Below are 13,167 nucleotides of genomic sequence, written 5' to 3'. Positions count from 1 at the left end.
TGTCCTACTATTTTCTACATTTTAGGAGAAAACCCAATAGCTACTGCACCTGAACCTAAATGTGTTCCGACAACTGCACTAAAATCAGCTTCGATAAGATTAATGTCAAGGCCATTGTCAGTAAGCATTTTTTTTAAAAGAGTTGCTTTATCATTTGCATTTGCACTGATTATCGAAAAATCAAAATCACCGGTATCATTCAATTCGGTAACTATCTCAATAAGACGTCTTAATGCTTTTTTCTCAGTTCTAATTTTCTCAAAAACGACAATTTTACCATCTTGATCGAAATTTAAGATTGGCTTGATACTTAAAAGATTACCTAATAAAGCTGACCCATTAGACAAACGACCACCTTTAACAAGGTGATTTAAGTCATCTACTAAAATATAAGCTGATGAATGATCAATTTGAATTTGTAAATTAGAAACTATTGTTTGAAAATCAAGATTTTGATCATACCACTTAAAAATGTTAGTTAACATATTATAAACGGGAACTGATGCTAATTTACTATCTGGGAAAGCAATGGTCAATCGTGGATGTTCTTCGACTAAAAATTGACAATTTGCCCAAAATCCAGAGATTCCCCCTGCTAAGAATAAGCCAATAACATGACTATAACCATCATTTTCAAGTTCTGTTAATAACTCATCTAATTCCGATAAAGCAGGCTGACTAGTTTTTGGCAATTCAGGACTAGCTGCCATTTTTGTGTAAAACTCATCTAGAGAAATGTTTTTTCCTTCATAGTATGTTTCACCATCTATCATGATTGGAATATCTAGTACAAATAGATTATCTTTACTAGTCAAGCTATTTGGTAAATAACTGGTATTGTCCGTTATTACTGCTAATTTCATTAATTTTTAAACTCCAAATTGAATCCCGGTCTATCTAAAGCAATTTCTGTTACTTCAAATGTCAACCTTTGTACCATGTCTAACAAGGGTGCTGCAAGTGATTCTACTTCTTCTTGTGAAAATTCACTTGGTTTCTCAATCAAACGATCCACAATTTTCACCATTTGAGAAATAACCCCACTAATTACAAATTCATCTTTAACTATAACAAATTGTAAAACTGAAACAATAACAGTTTCATTCTTTTCTTCGTCTTTGTCAATTAATTGAAAAGTAACTTCGAAATTTGTTTCAGGAATTCCATTTTCGGCTTCCCATTCTAAATTTCTTGCATCATAATGATACTGATTGACAAATTCTTTTTCTCTAATTAATTGCATGGTATTCTATTCTCCTTGAGCGCGATAATATCCATTATAGCATAAGTTTTTCTTTAGATAAAGCAAGGGTCATTTAGTATTTTTTCTGTGGATGTTTTTCTATAATTTCAGGATATTTATCTAAAACAGCTTGTCCTTTTGGAAGCAAACTGTAGGATCTTAAATCAAAGCATTTTCCCAAAGATTCCTCATTATAACTTATAGCAATTTGATTCTCTAAATCTAGCCGTTTCATCTTTGAAAGGCCGCTTACTCCTTTTTCTTTTAAGAATTCTTTTAATTGCAGAGCAGATAAATGAGGGAGAGATTGAAAAGCAGAATCGACAGCAACATAATTGTTTTCGATAAGCCAGTTTAACTCTTTTTCAGCATCAATCCCATAAGTAGTGTAAAAATACTTATGATGAGGATTTTCGGTTGTATATGTCCCAAATTGAATTCTCCAAAGCATAATGACATGGCCTGGTAACAATCCCTCCTCAGTCCTTATCATATTTCTTTTTGGAATAGGCTTTTGACAAAGCTCTTTCTCATACTTGGGATGTACAAAGGGCAATTCATCATGATTTTCATATACTTCTTTTAATGTTTTCATATGAATATTATACCAAAAAAAAAATCACTCTAAAGAGTGATTTACTTGTAGAAATGGATTTTATTGATTATTATTATAATCACTCCAAGCTTGGTCTTGGGCAAGAGTGTCAGCACTTGTGTATTGACTACGGAATGAATTCCATACTTGTTCAACTGTTGTTGAAGGGGTCGTGCTACTAACTGTTGTATGAGTAGGGTCAGTTTGAGTAGGGGCAGCTGATGTTGTTTGGCTATATGCAACGTTTGGATCTGTCACGCCATTTGCTGGAGCTTCTGGAGTAACAACATCATAAGCAGTAAGTCCATAAGCCTGAATAATACTGTTTAACTTTACATTATAAGATGTATCAGTTGCATATAAACCAGTTAAGGCTGCCGTCGCATCCTGGTACGACAAGGTATTTGATTGTCTAACACCTGCATAAGTCGGTGTACTTAATAGTGCAGCATAATCTGATAAAGAGTCAGCAATACTTGGATAAGAACGAAATGCCTGATCGATTTCGTAGGCATTTCCATTCCCATCATCTTCCCATGTTTTCATTGTAACAGAAGCACCATTATAAGCACCTTTGATACCAAAGAAATTATTGTTAGGTGCAGCACTTAATCCAGATTGGCCACTATTCGATTCTAGGACGGCTTGAGCGATCATAACTGATGCGTATAAATCATTAGCTTGTGCTATTTGACTAGCAGTACCTGCAATTTGATTAATAAATAATTGAGTTTGTCCTGTTGACATTGTCTCAGCTGAAACCTTCATTTCCTTTTGTTTGTGACTTGAAGAAAAAACAGCAAATAGGATTAAAGTAAATAGTCCTAAAAAGAAAAATAGTTTCTTACCTTTCTGAAGCGTCATATATTTATTCCTTTATTTCAATTTTAGTTTGGAATAATATTATAACACAAGTATTTAGTATTTAACTACAAGATTCTAATTTTTATTATTTTTGATAAATTCTTGTAGTCATTTTGTTATCTTTTCGTAAAATGGAGATATTAAAAAGGGTAATCAAAATAATATAAATGATAAGAGGCAATCAATTGATTCAATTTACTATCGTAAGTAGTATCTGTTGCATACCGACCTGTCAGAACCGAAGTAGCCTCCTCATATGTTCTTGATTGGTATTTATGAACATCTTTATACAAAGGGTCACTTAAGACATTAGCATAGTCACTAAAACCATTTTTCATTGTCCCATAAGCTCTAAATTTTGCATCTATTTTATAGAGATTACCGTTTCCATCATCTTCTGTTGTTTGTAATACAACTGATTTGCCATTATATGATCCTTTTATTCCAAAAAAGTTAAAATAAGGTTCTTGGCTCAGCTTAGATTGACCGTTTGTTGATTCAAGGATGGCCTGTGCAAGCATAATTGAGGTATACAATTGATTTTGCTGAGCAATCTGATGCGCCGCATGAGAAGCTTTTCCAACGAACTGAACTGTCGTTGATTCTTGATATACTGCTAACTGATTTTTAGCTCCTTTTAAACTAAAGACTGAATAGACTGCAATAAAAAGCATCAACGTTAAAACAGCTGTTTTAAAAAACCGATCTTGATTTTTCTTATTGCTTCTCCTTTTTCTTGTGGAGTACTTTCTTTTTGCCATACAACCCTTTCTACAGTGAACTTCTATTCTTTAGTATAACAAAAAAACTAGAATCATTTAAGATTCTAGTTGAAGTTTTATGCTTTTTTACGAAGTGCTCCGAAGAGTAAGCCAGATACGACTGCTCCAATTGCAATGAAGACTAGGTATAAAATTGGGTTACTTGTAAGGGCAATAACGAAGATTCCTCCGTGAGGAGCCATTAATTTGATTCCTGATAAGCCAACTAAAGCACCTGTCAATGCTGAACCGGCGATGAAACTTGGAATAGCACGTGCTGGGTCAGCTGCACCAAATGGAATTGCGCCTTCTGTAATGAATGAAAGTCCCATAATGATGTTTGTTAATCCAGATTCACGTTCTTCTTTAGTAAATTTATCTTTAAAGATTAGTGTCGCTACAAATACTGCTAAAGGAGGAACCATCCCCCCGGCCATAACTGCTGCCATAACTACTGAACCACCATTTGCAACAGTTGCTGCTAAGGTACCTGTACCAAAAACATAAGCTGCCTTGTTAACTGGACCACCCATATCTACAGCCATCATACCACCTACTAGTAAGCCCATAAGAACAGCTGAACTTCCTGAAAGTCCTTGTAAGAAGTTATTTAAAGCTGTATTAATTGCGGCCATTGGAATGTTAACAAATAACATTAAGAATCCAGTGATTAATACCCCAAGTAATGGATAAAGTAGGATTGACTTAACACCTTCTAATGAGCGAGGTAAACCAGCTAGTAATTTACGAAGAGCAAGAATAACGCCACCAGCTAAGAAACCACCAACTAATGCTCCTAGGAAACCTGATGGGACACCAGCAAGCATAAGCGTTTTTTCTCCACCGGCTGCAAAAGGTACTTTACCAAAGGCAAGTCCGTTCGAAGCAATAGCACCTGCAACAAAACCTGCTACCAAACCTGGTTTTTCAGCAATAGAATATGCAATATAACCTGCTAATACCGGTAACATAAATGAAAAGGCTGCACCACCAATATTTTTAAAGATTGCAGCAATCTCATGGTAAGAACCTAAGTTACTTAGTTGATCTTTTGGAACACCTAAAATGTTATCTAAAAGGAAAGCAAGAGCAATCATGATACCTCCACCAATAACGAATGGTAACATTTGAGATACACCACCCATTAAGTGTTTATAGAAGGCACTGCCTAGACCACTTTTCTCAGTCGTTTCGACAGTATTAACACTATTTTTAGCATGATAAGTTGAGGCTTTACCTTCTAAAATAGTTGAGATTAATTCCTCACTTTTCTTGATACCATCAGCAACTGGACGAGAAATCAATTGTTTACCATCAAAACGATCCATTTCAATAGCTTTGTCCGCAGCAATTATAACACCACTCGCCTTAGCAATATCTTCTGATGTCAATTTGTTTCCAACACCCGATGCGCCATTTGTTTCAACTTTGATACTAACACCCATTTGAGCAGCTTGTTTTTTCAAAGCTTCTTCAGCCATGTATGTATGTGCGATACCAGTGGTACAAGCTGTAACAGCAACAATGAAATCTTTTCCATCTACACTAGTTGGCTCTACTCCTGTCGCTTTTTCTGATTCAGAGGCATCAAATAAAGCAATAACATCGTCTTCAGTTGATGCTTTTCTTAATTGATCGGCAAAGCCATCTTTAAGTAAGTATTGTGATAGTTGAGCAAGTGCAGCTAAGTGAGTATCATTTGCTCCCTCAGGCGCTGCTATCATAAAGAATAGATCTGTTGGCTGACCATCAAGAGATTCATAATCAACTCCCTTGTTTGATTTCGCAAACAATACGCGAGCATGGCGTACCACTTCATTTTTACAATGGGGCATTGCAATACCATCACCTAGCCCAGTAGATGTTTGTGCTTCACGGGCCATAATACCATCTTTGAATGTATCCATATCAGATACGATACCCTTAGCAACAAAACGAGAAACCATTTCTTCAATAGCAGCTTCTTTTGTTGTAGCTTGTAAATCTAAAATCATTAAATCTTTTTTTAGTAAATCTTGAATTTTCATCGTATTTCTACCTCAACTTTTTTATATGTTTCTTGAATAAACTCAATAGTAGCCAAATCATCTGAGAAGGCTGTAGATGTGCCACAAGCTACACCCCATTTTAATGCTTCAATTGGATTTTTCGATTTCACAAATTCTCCTGTAAATCCAGCAACCATTGAATCACCAGCTCCAACAGAGTTTTTCACCTGCCCTTTAATCGGTTTCGCGAAATAAGCTGCCTCCTTAGTAACTAACAAAGCACCATCACCTGCCATTGAAATAATAACATTCTGAGCACCCATATCTAGAATTTTTCTAGCATAATGTTCAACATCATCAAGTCCCGACAAAGTAACTTTGAAAATTTCTTCTAATTCATGATTATTCGGTTTAACTAATAATGGATTATAAGCTAATGAATCCAACAGTGTTTGTCCTTCGAAATCACAAACAACCTGAGCTCCCGTATTTCTAACTAAAGGGATCAATTCTTTATAGATTTCATTACCTAAACTACTTGGTGCCGAACCAGCAAAAACTACTGTATCTTCATCTGATAGCTTGGATAAAATTGCTTCTAGTGCAATTAGATTCTCCTCTGTTATCTTTGGCCCTTGACCATTTATTTCTGTTTCTTTTTCGGATTTTATTTTAACGTTTATACGCGTATCTTCAGCCACATTAACGAAATTTGAAATAATTCCCTCGTTGACTAAAGATTCTTGAATAAAACGACCTGTAAAACCACCTAGAAATCCCGTCGCAGTATTTTCTGTTCCCAACCGTTTTAAGACGCGACTAACATTAATACCTTTTCCACCAGCAAATTTATCATCACTATCCATTCGATTCACAGAGCCTGTCTCTAAATGGTCAATTCTGACAATAAAATCAATTGAGGGGTTAAGTGTCACAGTATATATCATACTTCAATCACCTTGGCCTTTTCTTTTATTTTACTCATAAGCTTATTTGAAGATACTTCTGTGATGATTCCAATATCATCAATTGGAGCGACATTGATGAATGAGATATGTCCAATTTTAGAAGCATCGACTAATATGTATGAAGTTTTAGCATTTGCAATAATAGCTCTCTTGATAACTGCTTCTTCCATGTCTGGTGTGGTAAGATAATTCTCATCAACGCCATTCATACCAAGGAAAGCTTTATCAAAATTCATTGTATGGATTTGTTGCAAAGCAAGTTGACCAATACTAGCATCAGTTGTCTGCTTAACAAAACCACCAATAATAATCGTTTTAACTTCCATATCAACAAGTTTAGCAGCATGGTGAATTGAATTCGTCACCACTGTAACATTATTTTGTTTAATTAATGGAATCAGTAAATCAGTAGTTGTACCCGCATCTACAAAAACAACATCATTGTCATTGATTAAGGTTGATGCCTTTTGAGCAATTGTTAATTTAACTTGACTGTTTTTGACAGATTTTTCTTGATTTGATAATTCTTCTTTTAATGAATGAGCTAATTCAGCACCACCATGAACGCGGTGAAGCTTTCTTTCAAGTTCAAGTTCATCTAAATCCCTACGTACAGTTGATTCTGACGTATTTAAAAGAAGTATCAAATCATCCAATGCAACATAATTATCTTTGGTAATTCTTTCCATGATAATCTGTTTTCGTTTAGATTTTAAGATAGCAATACCACCTTTCTGAAATCGGTTACAGATAAATTATACTATAATATCTTTCAATGTCAAGCATTTACTTTCAAAAACAGTCATAAAGATTTTTAATAAAAGACTAAAGAATGTTTAGTCTTTTGGGATTATATGCAAACTTCGAAATAATAATATTCTTTCCTATTCTCAAAAAAATCTACTATTATTTAAAATAATATTATTAATATTTAAAATTCAGGAATACATTTCTGTATGACAAAAATGACTTAAAACCTGTATTTCAGCTAATAATGGAGGAAATCGCTTGTGTTCGGAACACCTATAGTAGTATAAAAAAAGAAGACAAATGACTTTGTCTTCACTCTGGAATGACTAGACAATGACTAGTCATTTTAATTATTTTATTTTTAATACATCTTCTTTAGTGTGAACTAATTGAGTGATTAAACGACAATATGGTGTATCGATTCCAAGTTTTTGTCCTTTAGAATTCACAGCGCCGTTTAAGAAATCAATTTCAGTTTTACGGTGGTTTTGAACTAAATCTTGATGCATAGATGGATAATGATGTGCTGCTTTTACAGAAGTATCCATTACATATTTAGTAATTTCAGCTTCATCTAAACTAACGCCTTCTGCTTCACCAACCATTACAAATTCATGGATGATTTCTTCAACCATTTTAACACCATCTTCACTTGCAAACAATTCACCAATTGTACAATCAAGTATAGCACAAGTTGAATTCATTGTTCCGTTAACACAAGCTTTTCTCCAGATATTTGGAAGAACATTTTCATCATATGTAGCAAATAATTTTGCTTCTGTAAGCATTTCAGCTACTTGATGACCAGCATCTTGATTAGATTGATCCATGCTTTGTAGATTTAAGGCACCTACACCTTGTAAATGAGCATGTCCTGGTCCTTCAAGTCCAGCTGTCCAAACTGTTACACCCATAAGAATATTATGTTCTGGAATATATTGACGAATAACTTCTTCGTGACCTAGACCATTTAGTAAGCAAAGGACTTTAGTTTCTTTGCCAATGATACCTTTAATGTCTTTCAACATTTGTGGTAATTGCATAGCTTTTGTAAATAAGATAATTAAATCTGCTTCTCTTGTAGCTTCAGTTGGTTTCATAATTGGAAGGAAAACAGTTTCTTCCACATCACCTGAAATCTTTAATCCATTATTTTTGATAGCATTAATATGATCTTCCCAGTTATCTAATAAAATTACTTCGTTATTTGTTTTAGAGATTTGGTAACCAAAACGGCAACCCATAGCACCTGATCCAGCAATATATACTAACATAATTTTCTCCTATTACCCTTCAAATACAAAGATATCATCTTTGTAAAGTTTTAGTACGTCTTTACAAATTTTATGTGATGCAAACGCAACACCAAATGGAATAATTAACCAAGCAAGGATGATGATAAGAATATTGCTTCCACCAGCAAGTGAAGCAATAGGTCCTACCGCACCTACTAAACCAAAACCAGATGAAGCTGGTGTACCAACAAGGTTAAACATTGGAATAGCCATTACTGGATGCTTGAGGAAGTTTGGCATCATCATTTTCATTGCACCTAAAGCAATCGCAATAGGCACACCTGATTTGTTAACTTTAAGTGTAGCCCACACAAGAACTGCTGCTGTTGCTGCAATACCCATTGAAGCTGCACCAGCTGCTAAACCATTTAAACCAATTGCTAAACCAATAGCAACTGTTGAAATTGGACTAACGATTAAGACAGCAAATGCCATCGCAATTAAGATTGACATAAGGACAGGTTGTAAAGTAGTAAATGAGTTAATACCTTTACCAATTAATGTTGTTACGTATGATACATATGGAAGTAATTTCCAACCAAGGTAACCAACACCAGTACCAATAATAATTGGTAATAAGATAATTGTAAGTGATCCAAATTTATTACCAAACCATTTAACTGCTAAAACAGCAAGACTGGCAGTAATCATCATATTGATAAGGTCACCAATACCAACTAATTGGAAGCCACCTTTACCAACTGCAGTAACAATAGCTGGATTAAATGCCCAAGCACCAGAACCAATGTAAGCTGCTCCACCTACTGCAAGTTGTTGCATAGGATTAAATTTGAATTGTTGTCCAATTAAGAAACCAGCCATGATTGGTGTGAAAAATTGGAATACTGCTACAACATGAAGAAAATCCGCTGCAGTTGCATTAGGTAAAAGGGGTTTTAAGAAAGTTGCCAAGATAGCATTTGGAATGAGTGCTACTACTATCGCAGTTGCAGTTCCGGCTAAAACTTTATTGATAAAAGAGCTAAATGTATCTTTGTTTGTATCTGTCATCAAAATGACCTCGCTTCTTTTTATAGTGTGAAATCTATCACATTCACAATGTTAATTGTATCACAAGTACAAGCATGTGTCATATAGGTTTTCAATAATTACCAATGTTAAATTTTATAGTTTCATAAGTTTTGTTTATACTAATCAATTAATGATGTTGAATGAACAATTCGATTATCACGATCAGGATAAATATAATTAATTGCCTGATTGACTGCAGTAGGTGCCTCGCCAAACCCAGTAGCAATCAAATCAACCTTGCCAGGATAGTCAGCGGCATCACCTATAGCATATACACCTTCTTGATTAGTTTCAAATAAAGGTGAGACATTAATGCTAGTTCGTTTATAATCTAAATTCCAATTTTTTAAATTTTTATTGGACGTAGAGAATCCATATGAAACAATCAAAGCATCTAAGTCTAGTGATTTTGTTTCTTCACCTTTAACTTTTTTAATAACTAATTTATTTGCTGATCCGTTTTCCCCTTCAACAGCAATTGGGATATAAGGGGTAACAATTTCAACTCCAGAAGCTTTTAATAATTCTACACTATGTTCATGTGCCCGAAATGCCTCACGACGGTGAACGATTGTTACACTTTCTGCTAATCCATACAAGGCTAAGGCCCAGTCAACTGCTGAATCACCACCACCGCAGATAACAACTTTCTTACCTGCAAATTGATCTAATTTATGCACATTATAAAAAATATTTTGATCAGAAAATGAATCTTCGTTGATTAAACCAAGTGTTTTCGGAGCAAAGGCCCCATTACCACAGGCAATAATAATCGATTTACTAAAATGTTTTCTTTTATTTGTCGTAATTTCGAAAACAGACTCAACTTTTTCAAAAGATAGAACCTCTTCTTTCAATGAAACCGTTAAACGATCATCAAAACGACTAACTTGCTTAATCAGATTCTCAGTCAACTCTGCACCAGTTATAGCTGGGAATGCTGGAATATCATAAATCACCTTTTCAGGATATAAAATAGCAGGTTGTCCACCCAACTCGGAGAGACTCTCGATAATTTCAACCGTCATACCTCTCAATCCAGCATAAAATGCTGTAAACAAGCCAACTGGACCACCACCAATGATTGTAATATCATAAATCTTTTCTGTCATTCACTACACCTTTTCTGACAATTCTCTTTTAATCTTTTCAAAAATCTTTGCTTCTTCATCCGAAAATTGATAAGCCTCCAACAAGTCAGGCCTTCTTAAATAGGTTTTTCGGATACTTTCTTCCAATCGCCAAAGGCGAATATTCTCATGATGCCCACTCATTAAAACATCAGGCACAGTCATCCCACGAAAATCATAAGGCCGAGTATACTGAGGATACTCAAGCAAACCTGATGAGAAAGAATCATCTTGATGACTGGCCTCTTTACCAATTACATTTGGAATTAACCTGACAGTCGCATCAATCATAGCCATGCACGCAAGTTCACCACCCGTTAATACAAAATCACCTATCGAAATCTCATCAGTCACCAATTTTTTGATTCGCTCATCATAGCCTTCATAGTGCCCACAAATGAAAATCAATTCTTCCTCATTGGCTAGGTCTTCGGCATAGGCTTGGTCAAACGTTCTACCTGCAGGATCTAACAAAATTACGCGCGGCTTATTTGCATTTATCTTATCAATGGTATCATAAATGGGCTGTGCTCTTAACAACATCCCTTGACCACCGCCATAAGGCTCATCATCTACATGACGAGCCTTTTCTGCATTCTGGCGAAAATTATGATAATTGATATCCAATAGTCCTTTTTCGCTGGCTTTGCCAACAATTGAAGCTTCAAGTGGAGCAAACATCTCTGGAAAAAGGGTTAATATATCAATTTTCATCGTCCAATCCCTCCATGATATCTACATCAACTCGATTTTCCTCTAAGTCAACATTTAGGATAACTGGTGGAATATATGGAAGTAACAAGTCTTTTTTACCTTTTCGTTGGACAACCCAAACGTCATTTGCGCCAGGTTGAAGGATTTCTTTCACCGTGCCAATAAGGACATCATCTTCATAGACATCTAAGCCTATAATTTCATGATAATAAAATTCATCTTCATCTAAGTCAGTCAATTTGTCTTCAGAAATTTTAAGGGTATAGCCTTTAAATTTTTCAACCACATTAATATGATTCATGTCTTTAAATTTAACAATATCAAAATTTTTCTGTATCCGATGATTCACAATTTCAACATCTTTAACAAATTGATCCTTTTCATCGAACAAAGCTAAAAGGTTTCCTTTTTGAAATCGTTCTTCAGTAAAATCACTGACTGATAAAACTCTTAATTCTCCTTGTAAGCCTTGTGTATTAACAATTTTACCGACATTAAAGTATTCCATGGTAACTCCTATAATTAAGTTTTAGTTGATTATCATTTCTGTCTTTTCAACTAAGTTTCATACTATTTTAACATGATATGGAGGAATTTGCACCCGGTCTTATCAAAGACCTTAGTTCTCTAATAATTCAAGCCAAACTTGCTTAACCTTATCTTTCGTAAATTGCTCTGCAATCTCAAATGATTTATCATTAAAAGACTGACGAACTGTTTCTGGTAATTTAAAATAAGTAATTATTTTATCAGCCAAAGCTTGAATGGTGATTTGCTCATCACTAAGGTATTCATAATCAACTAAGAAGCCATTAGAATCACTTTCAATAAAGGTTGGGTTACCATAAGGGACATTTAAGCCAATCATCGCAAGCCCATGAGAAACAGCCTCTAGTAAACTCAATCCAAAAGTTTCCCAGGAAGAAGCCGAAACATAAAGTTCATACTGTGGATACACATCATCTAAATCTGCATGACCTTTTAAGAAAATATAATTTTGGGCATTATGCTCATTTATGATATTTTCTAACTTCTCTTGCTCACTCCCTCGACCATAGATACTAAACTCTAACTGAGGAATGTCTTTTTTTGCAAGAATGGCTGCGCGGATTAACCAGTCAACTCGTTTTCTTGCTTGTAGTCGAGAAGCGGTCATCATCGAAAAATGCTTTCGCTGATGATGCGATGGTTCTTTTAAATCAACACTCCCTACAGGTATAACTTGAACATTTGGTCGGACACCACTTTCTTTATAGACCGTTTCAGTAAATTTTTGCTTTTGCAAGTCAGTAGAAACAATAAAAGTATCTATCGAATTAACATTTCTAATGATGTAATAATATTCATAATTTAAATAGAGATAACTTGGATCATAGTCCTTTGGAAAATAATGTTCCGAGTGAATGACTGCTACTAATTTTGCTTGCCCTTTGTTTTTTAAGGCAACTTGAGCAAAATATTGGTCAGCATTACGATCAAAAATTACAGTGTCATTTTTCCCCCAATTTAAGTTTTTAATAAACGTCTCAACAAATTCACTCTTATAAATATCTTTCTGATGATTGGCAAAGACGTATCTTGGCTCATCAGATGTTACTATTTCTTCATAAATCACCTTACCCTTATTATCATAAAAGTTAGTCTTAAAAGGCACGGCTATCAATTCTGATTCATTGATTTGTGGGTAATAGAATTTACTGTACATTTTTCGATTTGTAAAATAATCTCTTCTAATTAATTTCCCTTGCGCATATACAGAAACAAAGTCAACAATATCAGACTCTTCATCTGTATAGGTAAAACTAATTCCAAAGTGGTCCATCAGTT

At 34.7% G+C, this 13,167-nt stretch carries 14 protein-coding genes; all 14 read right to left on the bottom strand.

Annotation, left to right across the window (positions count from 1 at the left end; all coding sequences use genetic code 11):
* Nucleotides 1-14: 14 nt before the first annotated feature.
* Nucleotides 15-863 carry a DegV family protein gene (locus tag MKY69_RS04325; protein WP_003104962.1) on the bottom strand — a complete coding sequence of 283 codons (849 nt, stop codon included), beginning with the start codon at nucleotides 861-863 and terminating at the stop codon, nucleotides 15-17.
* Nucleotides 863-1,243: a DUF1149 family protein gene (locus tag MKY69_RS04320; protein ID WP_003103937.1), complete on the bottom strand. Its 381-nt coding sequence runs from the start codon at nucleotides 1,241-1,243 to the stop codon at nucleotides 863-865. Before MKY69_RS04320 ends, MKY69_RS04325 begins: the two co-directional genes overlap by 1 nt.
* Nucleotides 1,244-1,316: 73 nt before the next feature.
* A complete protein-coding gene (locus MKY69_RS04315; protein ID WP_062806673.1) occupies nucleotides 1,317-1,838 on the bottom strand; it encodes a hypothetical protein in 522 nt (173 codons plus the stop codon).
* 60 nt (nucleotides 1,839-1,898) lie between these two features.
* The gene (locus MKY69_RS04310; RefSeq protein WP_340791042.1) at nucleotides 1,899-2,702 is read right to left on the bottom strand and encodes a glycoside hydrolase family 73 protein; all 804 of its coding nucleotides are present in this window, start codon (nucleotides 2,700-2,702) and stop codon (nucleotides 1,899-1,901) included.
* A gap of 140 nt (nucleotides 2,703-2,842) precedes the next feature.
* Entirely contained in the window at nucleotides 2,843-3,463 is a 621-nt protein-coding gene (locus MKY69_RS04305; RefSeq protein WP_062806675.1) for a glucosaminidase domain-containing protein, read from the bottom strand.
* 77 nt (nucleotides 3,464-3,540) lie between these two features.
* The gene (locus MKY69_RS04300) at nucleotides 3,541-5,490 is read right to left on the bottom strand and encodes a PTS fructose transporter subunit IIABC (protein ID WP_062806676.1); all 1,950 of its coding nucleotides are present in this window, start codon (nucleotides 5,488-5,490) and stop codon (nucleotides 3,541-3,543) included.
* Entirely contained in the window at nucleotides 5,487-6,398 is a 912-nt protein-coding gene (gene pfkB, locus MKY69_RS04295; RefSeq protein WP_013793841.1) for a 1-phosphofructokinase, read from the bottom strand. Before pfkB ends, MKY69_RS04300 begins: the two co-directional genes overlap by 4 nt.
* On the bottom strand, nucleotides 6,395-7,114 hold the full coding sequence (locus tag MKY69_RS04290; protein ID WP_257616447.1) for a DeoR/GlpR family DNA-binding transcription regulator: 720 nt from the start codon (nucleotides 7,112-7,114) through the stop codon (nucleotides 6,395-6,397). Before MKY69_RS04290 ends, pfkB begins: the two co-directional genes overlap by 4 nt.
* A 405-nt stretch (nucleotides 7,115-7,519) precedes the next feature.
* Nucleotides 7,520-8,443 (bottom strand): 2-dehydropantoate 2-reductase, encoded by a 924-nt coding sequence (locus MKY69_RS04285; RefSeq protein WP_062806678.1) that lies wholly within the window; start codon nucleotides 8,441-8,443, stop codon nucleotides 7,520-7,522.
* A 12-nt stretch (nucleotides 8,444-8,455) separates the two neighbouring features.
* Nucleotides 8,456-9,475 (bottom strand): PTS transporter subunit IIC, encoded by a 1,020-nt coding sequence (locus MKY69_RS04280; RefSeq protein WP_340791036.1) that lies wholly within the window; start codon nucleotides 9,473-9,475, stop codon nucleotides 8,456-8,458.
* Between the two features lie 140 nt (nucleotides 9,476-9,615).
* On the bottom strand, nucleotides 9,616-10,608 hold the full coding sequence (locus tag MKY69_RS04275) for an NAD(P)/FAD-dependent oxidoreductase (RefSeq protein ID WP_003106588.1): 993 nt from the start codon (nucleotides 10,606-10,608) through the stop codon (nucleotides 9,616-9,618).
* A 3-nt stretch (nucleotides 10,609-10,611) separates the two neighbouring features.
* Entirely contained in the window at nucleotides 10,612-11,340 is a 729-nt protein-coding gene (trmD, locus tag MKY69_RS04270; RefSeq protein WP_003106587.1) for a tRNA (guanosine(37)-N1)-methyltransferase TrmD, read from the bottom strand.
* The gene (gene rimM, locus MKY69_RS04265) at nucleotides 11,330-11,848 is read right to left on the bottom strand and encodes a ribosome maturation factor RimM (protein ID WP_003106586.1); all 519 of its coding nucleotides are present in this window, start codon (nucleotides 11,846-11,848) and stop codon (nucleotides 11,330-11,332) included. Before rimM ends, trmD begins: the two co-directional genes overlap by 11 nt.
* A gap of 111 nt (nucleotides 11,849-11,959) precedes the next feature.
* Nucleotides 11,960-13,162: a glycosyltransferase gene (locus MKY69_RS04260; RefSeq protein ID WP_340791035.1), complete on the bottom strand. Its 1,203-nt coding sequence runs from the start codon at nucleotides 13,160-13,162 to the stop codon at nucleotides 11,960-11,962.
* Between the last annotated feature and the right edge of the window lie 5 nt (nucleotides 13,163-13,167).

This window comes from Streptococcus sp. FSL R7-0212, assembly GCF_038007985.1.
Taxonomy (GTDB): domain Bacteria; phylum Bacillota; class Bacilli; order Lactobacillales; family Streptococcaceae; genus Streptococcus; species Streptococcus parauberis.
This window is presented reverse-complemented; position numbering and strand designations above follow the sequence as displayed.